Below are 15,122 nucleotides of genomic sequence, written 5' to 3'. Positions count from 1 at the left end.
TTCTCTGCAATCAAAGCCTTGTCTAAAAGCCTTTAAATTCTCACTGAGTGAGCAATAATTTAATGTGATTGGTATAAAACAGTCGATAGCTACCTGTCGACTGTTTCAAAAATGATGTATCAACTGCGTAGCATCCTGACAGTTTCGGATATTTTAAGCCGATAGCAAGGATGCCCACTTGCGATTCAGAAATACCGCAATGATGGGTATTCCTGTTTCGCTCAGCTATCGTCACTAAGATTTGCGACGACGAACTTTCATACCACTAATACCCAGTAATGCCGCGGCAAATAGAAACATGGTACCAGGCTCTGGAATTCCCTGCGGTGGTTCACCGATAAAAAACGTTAAGGATTCTAAGTACCCGGTAAACTGGTCAGTAGCACCGGCAATTGTAAATGTACTGCCGGATAAAGGTACGGCTAAAGCTGACCCTACCTCGTAATAGTTGGCAGTATCGAGTACGCCACCATCAACAAGCACCAGACCATCAGCCATTTCCTGATGACCATCTTGCCCCATCAGGCCATTAAAGCTAATACCCGTTATGGTTACGGCTTCATTAAAAGCCAGAATAAGCACATCACCAAAGGCCAGATTATCGCCATCAGCGCTGCTATCGACACCTAAGCCGCCATTGGCAGGGAAATCCTGAATAACGACCTCCTGACTTGTAACGATAAGTTCTAGACCAAAATAGGCAAACGACAGCCCCATGCCCTCACCAACAATATCCGAAGATACCAAGTCAAAGATGAACGTCAACGAACCGTCTTCATTTTCAACATAATCAGTTTGCCCAGGGATCACTGCGGCAAAACTTTGCGCTGACAAAAAGGTAAGGCAGGTTGCAAAAATTAGTTTTTTGAGAAGTTTCATGAACTCTCCTTAACTGAACATTAATTAATGACAATAATTCAAGGAGTACTTATTAGTATTATGACCTGAAGAATCTATGCGGCTTGGTATTGCAAGCAATGCGTTCAATGCAGGAATCGAACCATATTGATGAATGATTTTATTCAAACTATTTTTCAATAGGTTACAAGCTAACGATAAAACACGAATGCAAGATTTACGGTAAGCTGTAAAAGACTTTGACGATAGGCGCGGGGTCAAATTTACAAGATCCCCACCTGCACTACCATCCCGTCATTCCCAGATACTACTGGGAATCTAATGCAAAAGCAGCTCCCCACTTTCGTGGGGATGACGGGGAGACGTGAGGATGACGGGGAGACGTGAGGATGATGAAATAAGGTGCGCGTTAAAGTACACCTCGGGTAACTCCCCTTCCGTCATTCCCAGATACTACTGGGAATCTAATGCAAAAGCAGATCCCCACTTTCGTGAGGATGACAGGGAGACGTAGGGATGACGAGGAGACGCGAGGATGACGAAATAAGGTGCGCGTTAAAGCACACCTCGGGTGACTCCCCTTCCGTCATTCCCAGATACTACTGGGAATCTAATGCAAAAGCAGATCCCCACTTTCGTGAGGATGACGGGGAGACGTGGGATGACGGGGAGACGTGAGGATGACGGGGAGACGTGAGGAAGACGTTACACAATGCAAACTAAAGCAACAAAGGTGACAAAAACAGCTAAAAACCCTGTGTTAGGAAGACTGCAAGGGCAGTGCCCAGTTGTTTTTAACCGACGAAGTCGTCACCTAAAAACCTGCCGGGACTAAGGTTTTTATCCACCCGACGAAGTCCTCCACCCAAAAACCTGCCGGGACTAAGGTTTTATCCACCCGACGAAGTCCTCCACCCAAAAAACCGCCGGGATTAGGTTTTTTATTCCTCCCGCACCCTCTCCGTCATTCCCAGGTACTACTGGGAATCTAATGCAAAAGCAGATCCCCACTTTCGTGAGGATGACGGGGAGACGTGAGGATGACGGGGAGACGTGAGGATGACGGAAGGAACGACGATGACGGGGAGACGTGAGGATGACGAGGAGACGTGAAGATGACGAAAGGAATGAGGATGACGTTGGCTGGTACTTGGGTAACTGTGGCATGGCACTTGGACGATGGTGAGGATGACGATAGTACCGTTGAGAATGTACCCTCATAGCTCGCTAGTTGCTCAGCTGTTCCCTAAAACACGCGATCAAGCTTTCGATATTTGCAGTGCCGACGTAATTAGGACGGATTAAAAATGCCAACGTTCGGTGCGGCCCTGGCTCATTAAGATGAACCGCTCTGAGTTCATTGCTATTTGCTAGCAGAGAGTCTAACGCCATTTCGGGAACCACCGTGGTGCCAAGCTGTCCTGCAACCATCTGTACCAATGTGGTTAGACTTGTTCCGCTCAACCCCGTGTCATTTTGATTGCCCGGCAGATGACAAGCTGCCAGCGCATGCTCTTTTAGACAATGACCGTCTTTAAGCAATAAAAGATGTGACAAGGCCATTTCATCGGAACGTATTTCTTCCCGGTCTGCCAATTTATCGTCTTTATGGGTTACCCAGTAAAAATCCTCTTGCCAGAATTCAAAGGCAATCAGACCCTCGTGGGGAAAAGGCAGCGCTAAAATCGCCGTATCAAGATCTCCCTGGCGTACCATATCTACCAGAACACTGGACTTTTCTTCGACAATTTTCAGTTGCGATTGCGGATATAGCCTGCGTACTCCAGGTAGTACTTTAGGCAACAAGTAGGGAGCGATGGTTGGTATAACACCGATACTCATTGGCATCGATAACGGTTGTTTATGCATTTGCGAAAGTAAATACAATTCATCTACATCAAGCTTAATTTTTCTCGCCTGTTGCAAAATATCCTTGCCCAATGGGGTCACTAGCACCTTTTTATTGTCCCGCTCGAAAATGGTGACGCCAAGCTGCTTTTCCAGTTCATTTATCGCGGTACTTAATGCCGATTGCGACACCGCACAATATTCCGCTGCATTTTTAAAGTGTAAAAATTTCTCTACCGCTAATGCGTAATGGATTTGCTTTAATGAGATCATCTCAAACCATAATTCAATAAAACTGATTATTAAATTCTAATTAATTAATTTTATTAATCAAGCCCCCTTCATTAATCTATGTACATCGAGTCGGGGCAACCCAACATTATTAACGTTTTACATGTACCACAAATGAGGAAAACAACAATGGCTAAAATCAATCAATCTATCCCAGAATTTAAAGCGGAAGCGTTTCATAATGGCGAGTTCAAAACCATTAGCAGTGATGATGTGAAAGGCAAGTGGTCGATCTTTTTATTCTATCCAGCTGACTTCACTTTTGTATGCCCAACAGAATTAGAAGATATGGCAAATCACTATGATGAGTTACAACAGCTTGGTGTTGAAGTTTATGCGGTATCCACTGACACTCACTTCTCTCACAAAGCCTGGCATGACACCAGTGAAGCGATTGGTAAAATCAGATTTCCGATGCTTGGCGACCAAACCGGTCACATCACTCGTGGCTTTGATGTGATGATTGAAGAAGATCACATGGCAATGCGCGGTACCTTTTTGGCTGACCCTGACGGCATTATTCAGGTGGCAGAAATTCACAACGGTGGTATCGGACGCAGTGCCAAAGACATGGTTCGTAAAGTGAAAGCGGCACAATATGTACGTGAAAATGATGGCGAAGTATGTCCAGCAGCCTGGGAACAAGGTGAAGAAACACTAACGCCTAGCCTGGACTTAGTTGGCAAAATCTAAACCAACTATCGTCGCTAAATTCAAGTAGCGGGCCGCTAAGCCCGCTTTTCTCCAATATTATCCGGGATGTAAACCCTATGCTTAATAACGATATTTTAAATGCTCTTAAGGCTTACACAAAAAACATGGCAAACACCGTCACTCTGGTTTTGCAACCGGGTGACCACCCCAAACGTCAGGAATTACAAGATTTCATAGAAAAACTGTGTTCGGTCAGTGATAACTTACAATGGCGAACGGATACGTTTGACTGTGGGCTAAACAGTCCACTGAGTTTTGCTCTGGAAGTTGATAATGAATTTAATGGTGTAATTTTTTCAGGCATTCCAGCTGGTCATGAGTTTAACTCTCTGATTTTAGCTATTTTACAATCATCAGGGACTGCACTTAAGCTTGATAGCAGCTTGCAAAGCCTGATCAAATCCGTTGCAGAACCTTTGCACTTTGAAGTGTTTGTCAGTCTGTCATGCCACAATTGTCCTGATGTAGTACAGGCATTAAATCAGTTTGCACTATTGAACCCACATATTAGTAGTGAAATGATCGATGGTGGCTTGTATCCAGATCTTATTGAAACGCGCAACATCCAGGGTGTACCGAGTGTTTATCTCAATGGTGAACCGTTCGCCAACGGTAAAGTTGATACCGCGGTGTTGATTGAAAAACTGCAGCAGAACCTTGGCAGCAAGTTAAAAGCCTCGGCAAACACTGAACAGTTACCAACTCAGGACGTAACGGTTATTGGTGGCGGTCCGGCGGGAGTTTCAGCTGCAATTTACAGTGCCCGCAAAGGTTTGAAAGTAACGCTAATCGCCGATCGTATTGGTGGCCAGGTAAAAGACACTGTGGGTATTGAAAACCTGATTTCCGTTTCGCAAACCACGGGAACAGAGTTAACGGGCAATCTGATTCGCCACATGAACGACTATGAAATCAATCTTAAAGAGCATATTCGTGTCGATAAAATCGAAAAAGGTGATATCAAAACCTTAACGCTTTCAAGCGGTGAAGTCTTAACCACCAAAACCCTGATTATCGCCACTGGCGCAAAATGGCGTGAGCTGGGTGTCGAAGGTGAAAAAGAAAACATCGGCCAGGGTGTCGCTTATTGTCCACACTGTGACGGACCATTTTTCAAAGGCAAAGATGTCGCCGTAATCGGCGGCGGTAACTCAGGTGTTGAAGCGGCTCTCGATTTGGCAGGCATGGTAAAAAGCGTAACCTTATTTGAGTTTCTACCGGAACTGAAAGCCGATAAGGTATTAGTGGAAAAAGCCGAACAAGCGGCCAACATTCGCATCGTAAAAAGTGCAAGAACCGATAAAATTCTTAGTGATGGAACCCAAGTCACCGGTATACGCTATCAGGATCGAAATAGTGATGAGATAATCGATTTGGATTTGGATGGTGTGTTTGTGCAGATCGGTCTGGTACCCAATTCTGACTTTGTCGACGGCTTAGTTGAACGAAATAAATTTGGTGAAATTATTATCGATGAAAAAGGCCAGACGTCTGAACCGGGAATTTTTGCCTGTGGTGATGTAACCACCGTGCCTTACAAGCAGATTGTCATTGCTATGGGAGAAGGATCAAAAGCCTCGCTGTCTGCCTTCGATTATCTGCTTCGCGCAGCGTAATGCTTTGGACAATTATTTAGTTGGCAATTTCAATAATGAAATTGCCAATTTTTTTATATTTTCTTTATAAAACTTGAGCTAGAATTTACGTCAACGACTAATATTCACGCCTTCAACAATGACCATCAAGTCTTTTCCAGCCCTCTATTTCAGCAACCTTTTATTGGCCATTGGCACTGGCTTATTAACCACATATTTGGCTTTGTATTTAACCAAAAGTAATGTGAATGCATTCTGGATTGGTTTGTTGATGAGCAGCTATTATGCGGGTTTGCTGACAGGTTCAAAAGCCGGGTATCTGTTAATCAAACAGGTGGGACATATTCGCGCATATGCCGCGAGTACCGGATTGATTATTGCCTGTTGTGCGATGCACGCATTAAACGATCACATCGCCGTATGGCTAGTGGTTCGATTTATCTTTGGTATTGGCATGATGTGTAATTTTATGGTGCTGGAAAGCTGGCTAAATGAGCAGGCAGAGCACGAACATCGCGGGCGAATATTTGCGTTTTATATGATCACCGCTTATTTAGGAATGGTGATAGGTCAGTACACGATTTCCTGGTTTGGAAATTTAGGCGCTGAGCCCTTGCTGCTGGTCATTATTTGCGTATCCCTGTGTATTATTCCTATCGCGACAACTCGACGCATTCACCCATCGCCGCTAAAAGAAACGCACTTCAGTGTATTACCTTATTGGCACAAGACGCCCCAGGCGCTAACCACAATTCTCTTATCGAGCATGATTATTTCGTGTTTTTACGGCCTATCGCCGGTATTAATGAAAGAATCTGGGTTTAGCGCTCAACAAATCGCTCTTATTATGAGTAGTACGGTTCTTGCGGGTCTTATCGCTCAATGGCCGATGGGTTACCTTTCAGACCGTTATCCGAGAAGCTTGCTGATTCGCATTAACGTTTTGTGTCTGGCCATCGTTTGCATCGTCATTTGCATCATGCCCTTTACCTTTGAATATTTATTGTCGGTCAGCGCCCTGTTCGGCCTATTCGCATTTTCTCTGTATCCGCTAGCCTCGGCTCTTGCAAACTCCCGAGTGGAACAAGATGACCGAGTGGGTGTATCTACCGCGTTACTGGTAACGTTTGGCGTTGGTGCAGGTTTTGGCACGCCTTTAATCGCCAAAGCAATGGACATTTTTGGGTACTCCTTGCTTTATGCCTTGATGGCAAGCATTGCTTCAACCCTACTGGTGATATTGATATTTATGAACACCCGATTGAGAAGTGAAACGCCACAAAACAGCGACTATATCGTCACAACATCAGATTTAAGCTCATCGCCGCTTGCGGCAACACTCGATCCGAGAATCGATGAAGAGGTTGCTCATGAACAACTCTTGAATGAAAAACCGGAATCAGAACTAGAGCGAGATGGAGAACAGGAAGCAGAATCGGATAAACTCACTGATAACACAGATGAAAATGCAGGTATGGCTGGAGATTTCGAGGCGCATAAAAAAGAGTGAGATGGATGATTACCAAGCCCACTCTTTTATTTGTTTCAATTTACATTAGGATTGTGTATTGACGTTAATTTCGACAACCTTAGCTGCGACGTTTAAAGAAACGACAACCCAATAAACCCGATGCTAATAATAACATCGTACCTGGCTCTGGAACACCAAGTGGTGGCTCACCAATGTAAAAGGTAATGGACTCCACGTATCCTGTAAAACCAGCATCTGCAACAACATCAAAGCTAGATACGAGACCACCATCTGGTAACGTTCCTTGCCCGGTTAACGAATAGTCGGCCGCATCTACACTAAATCCATTAACAGTAGCCATACCATCTGCCAGTTCCTGATGACCATCACCTTCTATTAAGCCATTAAATGCAATGCTAACTAAGGTAATACCTTCATTGAAGGAAAATGTTAACATTTCACCGCCGGCTAAGTTATCGCCGTCAGCGCCATTGTATAGACCAAGACCTCCATCCGCTGGATAATCCTGAACGACCATACCATCGCCAGTCACGACAAACTCAAAACTAAACTCGTCAAGACTAAACAATAAACCATCGCCTTCGCCATCAATATCGGCCGAAACCAGATCAAAAATAAACGTCCAGGAATCATCATCATTTTCAATAAAATCCGATTGCCCGTCGACGACAGCGGCATTAGCTGTGCCCATGGATAGAGCCAGCAGGCTTGCTGACATAAGAGTTGAAATAAATTTCATAGGTTGCCCCTCGATTCTATAAGAAATTGCACGAAAGACATAACTGGAAGATTGTTATTAATATTGTAAAACCATTTACATCTATCACCTTTATTACTGTTATTACTTCCCCGGTAAACCACTGCTTGGGGAGCCATGTCTTTTCGTACTAACGGTACGACTCAAAATTCTTTTATCTCGAAAAGTCAGGCAAATTAGGAATGCATTTATTACGCCAAAAAATAAAAAAATAATAATTTTGCGAATAAACAATAAGTTAGTGAATGGAGGTGATAAGTAGCGGTATACCCCTAACCCGAGTAGTAAATTAATCCGACAAGTTAACGCGATACGTTCGCTTTAATTGAAGATAAGCATAGGAAAAAGTCAATGTCATCATCGAATAAAATCAACGAGAATATCTTCTCTAGCTAACATCGCTGATCAAATACTCTTTTCAGAAAATTAAGACCAGTGTAAATAACCGCCGATAAATCACAAAACGGAGCTTACAATGACTAAAACCTTAAGTTTTGCTATCACTCATTTTACCGTAGCCTTCATGGTTACGTATTTACTCACTGGCGATCTGTTACTGGGTAGTCTGGTTGCAATTGTTGAGCCTTTAATCAACACCATTGCTTACCATTTCCATGAAAAAATCTGGGTCAGGAAATCGCAATTACAATTAAGAGGTAAACTTAATGAAACCGCATCAGGATATGAACGCCGATATACTACTCAGCCTGCTTAATATGGCGTTACGAAATCACCATGATGATTTATCTCGTTTATGTCAATTTTATCAATTGGATGAAGTAATCATTCTTGAAAAACTCAAACACATAGGCTGGCGATATAACGACAAAGTAAATCAATTCAAGCAGGTTTAAAGCGCATTAATCACATTGCATAGTGACTAATTCTGATTGTCCGCTTCGATAAACAACCATTGCTGAAGTGACGAAACTGTCACCATCACAGAATGCTGGTTAAATCGATGACGATATATTTCGCTAACCTGCCTGACGGTTAATAGATCCTCTTCGTTAGTAACCAACACCACGACCTTACTACCTTCGGATTTCCCATTGAAATAACCTTTGGCATCATACAGAGTGAATCCGTCAAATTTCTCAGCCAATACCTGAGTTTCAAATTCGAGCCATTGCGATTCAAGAATTGGAGTTCCACCTTGCTCTGACAGGCCAAAATAAATATGCACAACAATATGCGGAGATTCAGAAGGAACAGAAGCAATCGAGCTATCAACGGATGGCGGATTAGACGCATCAAAACTACAACCACAGGCAAGGTTGACAATAACAACCAAACAGAGCAGAAGGACTCGTCTAATGCTCACAAAAGGACAGAAATGGGCCAACATGTATATTCCCAATATTGAGTTCAATAACATTTATTCGCTAAAGGTGCGACGTTCAGATTACGCAAATACCAAACTAAGGGTACACCATGAACCTATTGATAAACACGGTTGCATGCAAAATGCCCTTTGCTTCTCATTCTGCTTATGCAGATATGCGCCAGCCATAGTTGGGCGTGCACCTGCTCGCTAAATTTGGCGGAGAAATCCAAACTTCAGTATACGAAAGCGCGTTAACAGGACACCCATCCTAATATCAACCCCTACCTTTAACAGGACACCCAATTGAACGTGTTAACAAGACACCCATTGCAAAAACAGTTTACGAGGCATTCAGTACCCAATTGTAGTGAAGCAATGCAGGAGGATTAAACACGTTTTCCTCCTCCACCTGCGCGGTAATATGCGTTAACAATGTTCACAAGACAATGTTAACAAGACATCCACCTCAGCCATGTTTTAACAAAATGCCTTAAGAAGACACCCACCTCAGCGAACATAAAAGGCGAATCTTCCGCAGGTACTGAGCAATTAGGATAAAACCTTTTATATATGTCATCCCGGGGTTTCTAAAAATCGAGGGTTGGATTTTTATTCATGAGTTTCTAAGTAAGGATTCATTTATGGGTGTCTGGATTAAGATTCATCTATGGGTGTCTGGATTAAAATTCGTTTATGGCTGGCTGGTTTTGGATGCATCTATGGGTGTCTGGATTAGGATTCGTTTATGGGTGTCTGGATTAGGATGCATTTAGGCGTCTATTTTCGGCTAAGCTTTATACATTCTTAACTTTGAGGCAAATTAACCGAAATGGGCATCTTTGAACGCTATCTCTCTTTGTGGGTAGGCATTTGTATCATTGCCGGTGTTATATTAGGGAATATTTTTCCTGATTTATTTGCATCTCTGGCAGCACTTGAATTTGCTAACGTTAATTTTATTGTCGCCATTTTGATCTGGGTGATGATTTATCCGATGATGGTGCAAATCGACTTTTCATCCATCAAAGATGTCGGTAAAAAACCCAAAGGTCTTATCCTGACCCTGGTGGTGAACTGGCTAATTAAACCGTTTACCATGGCCGCATTAGGCTGGCTATTTTTCCGGGTTATTTTTGTCGATTTGGTTGACCCGCAATCGGCCAATGAATACATCGCGGGAATGATTTTACTGGGAGTAGCGCCCTGTACCGCTATGGTCTTTGTCTGGAGTCAACTCACCAAAGGTGATGCCAATTACACCCTGGTACAGGTATCGGTTAATGATATCATCATGATATTTGCGTTTGCGCCCATTGCCGCTTTCCTGCTTGGGGTTAGTGATATTCAGGTACCCTGGGAGACCTTGCTACTCAGTGTTGTTCTTTATGTCCTCATTCCCTTAATTGCCGGTATATGGACCCGCAAGAAATTGGAGTCAAGTAAAGACAAGCATGAGCTAGAGCACTTTCTGGCCAAGATCAAGCCCTGGTCGATGGCGGGATTGCTTGGTACTGTGGTGTTGCTGTTTGGGTTTCAGGCAGAAGTCATCACTGAGAAACCGCAAATTATCGTCCTTATCGCGATTCCCTTATTGATCCAAACCTATGGCATTTTTTTTATTAGCTATGGCGCCGCCAAAGCGATGAAATTACCTCACAATATTGCCGCTCCCGCATGCATGATCAGTACATCCAACTTCTTTGAATTGGCTGTTGCTGTCGCTATTTCTCTTTTTGGTTTGCATTCTGGCGCAGCGTTAGCAACGGTCGTTGGCGTGTTGGTAGAAGTTCCCGTGATGCTCTCATTGGTGGCGATAGCCAATAGAACGAGACATGTGTTCGACAATTAATTTTAAAAACACCCTGCGGGCGTTTTTTACCTTAAGAGGGAAGCTGAGCAGTTGGAGTCAAAATAGGATTTTGAAGGTGGAGTCGAAGTAAAAGCCACTTCGATGGTGGAGTCGAGATTAATCGCATCTCGATGCAAAGCGGCTATCCCCAATAGCCAAAACACCCTGCGTTTTTTGCCTTAAGAGGGAGGCTGAGCAGTTGGAGTCAAAATAGGATTTTGAAGGTGGAATCGAAGTAAAAGTCACTTCGATGGTGGAGTCGCAGTGAAATTTATCTCGATGTAAGGGCAGAGTCGCCGACAGCGTCCTAATACCCGTCCAACTTGCGACATTTCTTATTGAATGTCAGTTAGCTTCTTTATCAAATCACACAGATAGATGATTTTTATATTTGATAGTTGTCGATAATCAAAATAAGGACAGACGATTAAGTTTTGGCTTTCGCTAATCGCAAATTCTTCATTCAGCCACACAAGATTAGGTATTGCCAGCGTTTTAGCGTAGGTCCGCCCCATAACAATACGTATAGTTAAATTTTGGAAGTGATCAAAATCTGGTTTGGAAAATAACAACGAAGTTTGACTATGTGACTGCAGTAATTGCTGCTCCCGATATGCCTGCCAACTTGGAAAATTGTCGGTGAGCGCAACAAAATTGGGAAGCGTATGATTCATTCCAGCCAGTGCATAAACCAGTTTGGCATAGACATTAAAAACTTTACGCCAACCATTACCACAAGCCTGACCTATGGCCGCAATATCGCCCTTTTCCAGAGCACGAATATGCGCTAGTTCTGGAACATCCTGATAGTCGGGTTTATTGGCAATATACACCTGAAATTGTGCGCCCCTTTGCCCTAGCCCATATTCTTCAAACACAAAAAACCTGAATCAATTATCCGATAAACACCGCCAGTTTACGTGAAACCGGCGGGAAATTCAGGTGAAAGATGATGATGCTACAGTTAGCCTTTTGGATCCCAGGCAAATTGTTGAAATGGTTTGTCCACAGGAGTGTCGGCAATATGGTTGGTATAGTTACTCATCACCTTCATGGCGATGCCGAGAATGATTTCAAGCAGTTGTTGCTGACCATATCCCGCATCATAAAAACGTTTAACCTCATCGTCACTTATGTGACCTCGGTTTCTAACCAGAATCAATACCGTATCCTGCAGTGCCTGCAGTTTGTCATTTAGCATCGGCTGACGGTTGCGTAATGCTTCGGTTAAGGCCGGATCAACCTTCATCGAGTGGGCAATGCCGGTATGGGCAGGCACACAATAATGGCATTCATGTTCAACATTGACGGTTTGCCAAACTACGGTAAGCTCCTCAGCGTCGAAGGAAGTTTGCTCGAACAACTTGCCAAGTTGCTGGTACCCTTCCAATAAACCTGGAGCTTCTGCCATCACGCCGTGGAGGTTAGGTATCATCTGATAAGCTTGTTGCGATGCCTCTAGCAGAGGCTTACTTTGCTCGGGGGCAGTTTCCAGATTATGAATGGTGAATTTACTCATGGTTTTTCCTATAAAGGTTTATACAAATTGTACAAGAATGTCATCCATAGCCGCGACTAAAGCTGCATTTTTTTCTGCGTTTTGCGCGTCGCTATGGGGCTTGGCAAATTGACCGCTGTCGTTATCAAAATATTTCCCCGATGCGTCATTAAATTCGTCCGATAACGCCGCGCGACACAAAATATCGGCGCCGATAGACAGATCACCGCCTGCAACACCATAAGCTTCTTTAACCATTTTGCTGCCCAGAAACGATGCAGGGTTAACGGCAATTATCGCAGGCCCGGCATCTCGCAACTGATCCGCGAGATGTTTTGACCACATAGTTATTGCCAGCTTACTCTGCGCATAAGCACCATTATCATCCAGCTCTTTTTTCCCCTGTAACGCCTGTAAATCAACGCTTGCTTGTGCCGCCGAGGACAGGTTTACCACGCGCCCCCCGTTATCCATTCTCGACAGTAACGCTTTGGTCAACACGTACGGCGCTAAAGTATTAACCACAAACCTGACATCAAGATCATCAGCAGTGATACTTTGCGGTACCTTAAAAACGCCAGCATTATTGATGACGACATCGAGATGCTGATGATGCTCTGCAATATTATCTGCCAATTCAGTAACATCTCTGAAACTCGACAAATCGGCAACGTAAGCCTCAACATCCGCTATCGGATATTCGGCCTTTAATTCGCTGATGATATGCGCGAGCTTAGTCTCATTGCGGCCATGCAATAATAAATGGTGTCCGTCAGAGGCCAGTTTCTGCGCCGTTTGCAAACCGATACCATCGGTGGCCCCTGTTAACAAAATCACTTTTTTCATCGTTACTCTCACAATGTGTTGTCAATAATCACTTTCCCCATGGCTTTACCACTGTTCAGAAAGTCCTGTGCTTCACCAGCCTGTGCTAATGAAAACACATTGTCATCAACCACAGGCTTTAAACCGCCAGCATCAGCAATTTCAGCAAGGTGTTGGAGGATCTGACCATGTTCCTCGCGTCTGACGTTATGGATCATTTGAATAAGCATAAACACTACATGTAGCGACAGCCCTTTCATATGCGCTAGCGATAAATCCAACGCCACGAGTGCAACTGTACTCGCGATCTGGCCGTTTAACGCGGCAGCTTCAAAGGAGTTCAGCATATTTTCGCCACCGACCGAATCGAAAATCAACTCGAATCCTACTCCACCTGTATGCTTGCCCACATAATCGGCTACGGATTCGGTCGTGTAGTTAATTCCCGTAGCCCCCAGGCTTTCAATCATCTGCAATTGCTTGTCTCCGCCACCGGTCGAAAAGACTTTGCCACCAAAGAAATTCGCCAGCTGAATGGCAATATGACCAACACCGCCACTGCCGCCGTGGACCAAAACACGTTGCCCCTGAGTGATACCAGCGCGTTGCAAACCTTCGTAGGCAGTAATACCAACTAAGGGAATGGCGGCCGCTTCACGCATTGATAAAGATTTCGGTTTGTGAGCGATCAGCTTGGCATCTGCTAGTATAAATTCTGCTAACGTTCCGGATAAATCCCCTAAACCGCCGGCACAACCATACACTTCATCACCGACGTTGAATCCAGAAACATTATCACCCACTTCTTCAACAGTACCCGCAAAATCCATACCTAAGATGGCTGGCAATGGCGGCGCAAACGGTAAATCTGTGCCCATCGCCCGGATCATGGTATCAACCGTATTAATGCTACTTGCGGCAATGTTAATCAACAGGTGTCCGGGTTTCACCTGCGGCTTTTCCACATCGGCCATTGCAAACACATGACTATCACCAAAACTACGAATAAGGTTGGCTTTCATTTTCAGATTCCTCATTTATGATTTGCTTGAAGACTAGTATATTTACGTACAAAACATTAACAATCTGCGATACTCTACAAGCAGTTTTTAGTTTTTATTGAAAGTGCTATGAACATAGACCATTTGAAATTATTCGTTCGACTGGCAAACACTCATAATATTAGTTCAGCTGGCAAGGAATTGGGGCTTTCTCCTGCGGTTGCCAGCTCGTATTTAAATAAGCTTGAGTTGGAACTCGGCACCCGCTTGCTTAACCGCACTACGAGAAAAGTTTCATTGACCGAACAAGGCCAGGCGTTTTTACCACACGCTTTGGATGTGTTAGATCAGGTAGAAGCGGCCAGAGCCTCCGTCGGAGTGGGTAAAAAAACGCCCCAGGGGACATTGCGAATCGCGGCTCCCGCCTCGTTTGGTCGCATGCATATCCAGCCAGCACTGAAAGCCTTCCTGGAAAAGTTTCCAGATTTAACCCTAGATTTAAGACTTTCGGATACTATGGTAAATTTGGTCGAAGGAGGGTTCGATATCGCCATTCGTAATGCCGCCCTCCATGATTCCACACTGATTGCCCGTAAATTAGCCCCTGATACGCGGATTCTGGTCGCATCACCTGATTATCTTAAAAACCATGGCGAACCAGAATCTCCTGAAGACTTAACTGATCATTGGTGTGTCAATCTTATTGGTTTGGAGAATTGGGTGTTTAGCGATAACGGTAAGAGTTATTCCGTTCGACCGACAGCACGATTACGAGTTGATGATGGTCAGGCGATGCGCGATGCCTGCATTGATGGTTTAGGGATCAGTGTATGTTCTACCTGGATTGCCTATCAGGCTTTGGAAAACGGCGAATTAGTTCAAGTCTTAAAAGACTATCAATTAACCTCTGACACCGATATCTGGGCGGTGTATCCCAGTGCTCGATTACTGGCGCCTAAAGTTAGAGCCTTTATCGATTTTTTCGCCGAACGATTCGGGGAGAAGCCTTACTGGGATAAAATCTAGCTATCCAATTTTATCCCGGGTGACAGCCAAAATTAACAAAC

Annotated in this window: 15 protein-coding genes; 7 read left to right on the top strand and 8 right to left on the bottom strand. The window is 44.1% G+C overall.

Annotation, left to right across the window (positions count from 1 at the left end; genetic code table 11):
• Positions 1-234: 234 nt before the first annotated feature.
• Together ACHUFQ_RS13920 and ACHUFQ_RS13915 are read right to left on the bottom strand one after the other, a co-directional pair.
• Positions 235-879, bottom strand: coding sequence for a PEP-CTERM sorting domain-containing protein (locus ACHUFQ_RS13920; RefSeq protein WP_394176436.1), 645 nt, complete (start codon positions 877-879; stop codon positions 235-237).
• 1,206 nt (positions 880-2,085) lie between these two features.
• The gene (locus ACHUFQ_RS13915) at positions 2,086-2,979 is read right to left on the bottom strand and encodes a hydrogen peroxide-inducible genes activator (protein WP_394176435.1); all 894 of its coding nucleotides are present in this window, start codon (positions 2,977-2,979) and stop codon (positions 2,086-2,088) included.
• Between the two features lie 147 nt (positions 2,980-3,126).
• On the opposite strand from ACHUFQ_RS13915, the gene ahpC reads away from it, so the two are divergent.
• The 3 genes from ahpC (at position 3,127) to ACHUFQ_RS13900 (ending at position 6,816) form a co-directional block, all read left to right on the top strand.
• Complete coding sequence (gene ahpC / locus ACHUFQ_RS13910; RefSeq protein ID WP_138321502.1) at positions 3,127-3,690, top strand: alkyl hydroperoxide reductase subunit C; 564 nt, start codon at positions 3,127-3,129, stop codon at positions 3,688-3,690.
• A 77-nt stretch (positions 3,691-3,767) separates the two neighbouring features.
• The gene (gene ahpF, locus ACHUFQ_RS13905) at positions 3,768-5,327 is read left to right on the top strand and encodes an alkyl hydroperoxide reductase subunit F (RefSeq protein WP_394176432.1); all 1,560 of its coding nucleotides are present in this window, start codon (positions 3,768-3,770) and stop codon (positions 5,325-5,327) included.
• 118 nt (positions 5,328-5,445) lie between these two features.
• Entirely contained in the window at positions 5,446-6,816 is a 1,371-nt protein-coding gene (locus ACHUFQ_RS13900; protein ID WP_394176430.1) for an MFS transporter, read from the top strand.
• A gap of 79 nt (positions 6,817-6,895) precedes the next feature.
• Here the strand turns inward: ACHUFQ_RS13900 and ACHUFQ_RS13895 are convergent, their stop codons facing one another.
• The gene (locus tag ACHUFQ_RS13895) at positions 6,896-7,537 is read right to left on the bottom strand and encodes a PEP-CTERM sorting domain-containing protein (protein WP_394176428.1); all 642 of its coding nucleotides are present in this window, start codon (positions 7,535-7,537) and stop codon (positions 6,896-6,898) included.
• Between the two features lie 493 nt (positions 7,538-8,030).
• Here ACHUFQ_RS13895 and ACHUFQ_RS13890 point away from each other — a divergent pair, with 493 nt between their 5' ends.
• The gene (locus tag ACHUFQ_RS13890) at positions 8,031-8,270 is read left to right on the top strand and encodes a DUF2061 domain-containing protein (protein WP_394176426.1); all 240 of its coding nucleotides are present in this window, start codon (positions 8,031-8,033) and stop codon (positions 8,268-8,270) included.
• Positions 8,221-8,409, top strand: a complete 189-nt coding sequence (locus ACHUFQ_RS13885; protein WP_394176424.1) for a DUF4250 domain-containing protein — start codon at positions 8,221-8,223, stop codon at positions 8,407-8,409. The genes ACHUFQ_RS13890 and ACHUFQ_RS13885 overlap by 50 nt, the downstream gene beginning before the upstream one ends.
• Positions 8,410-8,435: 26 nt before the next feature.
• Here ACHUFQ_RS13885 and ACHUFQ_RS13880 read toward each other — a convergent pair whose 3' ends face one another.
• Positions 8,436-8,903, bottom strand: a complete 468-nt coding sequence (locus tag ACHUFQ_RS13880; protein WP_394176422.1) for a DUF3574 domain-containing protein — start codon at positions 8,901-8,903, stop codon at positions 8,436-8,438.
• A gap of 808 nt (positions 8,904-9,711) precedes the next feature.
• Here ACHUFQ_RS13880 and arsB point away from each other — a divergent pair.
• Positions 9,712-10,731 carry an ACR3 family arsenite efflux transporter gene (gene arsB / locus ACHUFQ_RS13875; protein ID WP_394176421.1) on the top strand — a complete coding sequence of 340 codons (1,020 nt, stop codon included), beginning with the start codon at positions 9,712-9,714 and terminating at the stop codon, positions 10,729-10,731.
• Between the two features lie 335 nt (positions 10,732-11,066).
• Here arsB and ACHUFQ_RS13870 read toward each other — a convergent pair whose 3' ends face one another.
• From ACHUFQ_RS13870 to ACHUFQ_RS13855, 4 genes are all read right to left on the bottom strand, one after another.
• The gene (locus tag ACHUFQ_RS13870) at positions 11,067-11,609 is read right to left on the bottom strand and encodes a DUF6942 family protein (RefSeq protein ID WP_394176420.1); all 543 of its coding nucleotides are present in this window, start codon (positions 11,607-11,609) and stop codon (positions 11,067-11,069) included.
• An 86-nt stretch (positions 11,610-11,695) separates the two neighbouring features.
• Positions 11,696-12,250, bottom strand: a complete 555-nt coding sequence (locus ACHUFQ_RS13865) for a carboxymuconolactone decarboxylase family protein (RefSeq protein WP_394176418.1) — start codon at positions 12,248-12,250, stop codon at positions 11,696-11,698.
• 18 nt (positions 12,251-12,268) lie between these two features.
• Positions 12,269-13,075: an SDR family NAD(P)-dependent oxidoreductase gene (locus ACHUFQ_RS13860; RefSeq protein WP_394176417.1), complete on the bottom strand. Its 807-nt coding sequence runs from the start codon at positions 13,073-13,075 to the stop codon at positions 12,269-12,271.
• A gap of 8 nt (positions 13,076-13,083) precedes the next feature.
• Positions 13,084-14,076, bottom strand: a complete 993-nt coding sequence (locus ACHUFQ_RS13855) for a zinc-dependent alcohol dehydrogenase family protein (RefSeq protein ID WP_394176415.1) — start codon at positions 14,074-14,076, stop codon at positions 13,084-13,086.
• A 108-nt stretch (positions 14,077-14,184) separates the two neighbouring features.
• Between ACHUFQ_RS13855 and ACHUFQ_RS13850 the strand changes: the two genes are divergently transcribed.
• On the top strand, positions 14,185-15,081 hold the full coding sequence (locus tag ACHUFQ_RS13850; protein ID WP_394176413.1) for a LysR family transcriptional regulator: 897 nt from the start codon (positions 14,185-14,187) through the stop codon (positions 15,079-15,081).
• Positions 15,082-15,122: the final 41 nt, after the last annotated feature.

It is taken from the genome of Thalassotalea litorea (assembly GCF_043642205.1).
GTDB classification, from domain to species: domain Bacteria; phylum Pseudomonadota; class Gammaproteobacteria; order Enterobacterales; family Alteromonadaceae; genus Thalassotalea_A; species Thalassotalea_A litorea.
This window is presented reverse-complemented; position numbering and strand designations above follow the sequence as displayed.

What these genes read in the sequence shown, in the direction of transcription:
- ACHUFQ_RS13900 (WP_394176430.1), top strand. Translation starts at nt 5,446, where the DNA reads ATGACCATCAAGTCTTTTCCAGCCCTCTATTTCAGCAACCTTTTATTG.
- ACHUFQ_RS13860 (WP_394176417.1), bottom strand. Translation starts at nt 13,075, where the DNA reads ATGAAAAAAGTGATTTTGTTAACAGGGGCCACCGATGGTATCGGTTTG.
- arsB (WP_394176421.1), top strand. Translation starts at nt 9,712, where the DNA reads ATGGGCATCTTTGAACGCTATCTCTCTTTGTGGGTAGGCATTTGTATC.
- ACHUFQ_RS13890 (WP_394176426.1), top strand. Translation starts at nt 8,031, where the DNA reads ATGACTAAAACCTTAAGTTTTGCTATCACTCATTTTACCGTAGCCTTC.
- ACHUFQ_RS13895 (WP_394176428.1), bottom strand. Translation starts at nt 7,537, where the DNA reads ATGAAATTTATTTCAACTCTTATGTCAGCAAGCCTGCTGGCTCTATCC.
- ahpC (WP_138321502.1), top strand. Translation starts at nt 3,127, where the DNA reads ATGGCTAAAATCAATCAATCTATCCCAGAATTTAAAGCGGAAGCGTTT.
- ahpF (WP_394176432.1), top strand. Translation starts at nt 3,768, where the DNA reads ATGCTTAATAACGATATTTTAAATGCTCTTAAGGCTTACACAAAAAAC.
- ACHUFQ_RS13850 (WP_394176413.1), top strand. Translation starts at nt 14,185, where the DNA reads ATGAACATAGACCATTTGAAATTATTCGTTCGACTGGCAAACACTCAT.
- ACHUFQ_RS13920 (WP_394176436.1), bottom strand. Translation starts at nt 879, where the DNA reads ATGAAACTTCTCAAAAAACTAATTTTTGCAACCTGCCTTACCTTTTTG.
- ACHUFQ_RS13885 (WP_394176424.1), top strand. Translation starts at nt 8,221, where the DNA reads ATGAAACCGCATCAGGATATGAACGCCGATATACTACTCAGCCTGCTT.
- ACHUFQ_RS13865 (WP_394176418.1), bottom strand. Translation starts at nt 12,250, where the DNA reads ATGAGTAAATTCACCATTCATAATCTGGAAACTGCCCCCGAGCAAAGT.
- ACHUFQ_RS13855 (WP_394176415.1), bottom strand. Translation starts at nt 14,076, where the DNA reads ATGAAAGCCAACCTTATTCGTAGTTTTGGTGATAGTCATGTGTTTGCA.
- ACHUFQ_RS13915 (WP_394176435.1), bottom strand. Translation starts at nt 2,979, where the DNA reads ATGATCTCATTAAAGCAAATCCATTACGCATTAGCGGTAGAGAAATTT.
- ACHUFQ_RS13880 (WP_394176422.1), bottom strand. Translation starts at nt 8,903, where the DNA reads ATGTTGGCCCATTTCTGTCCTTTTGTGAGCATTAGACGAGTCCTTCTG.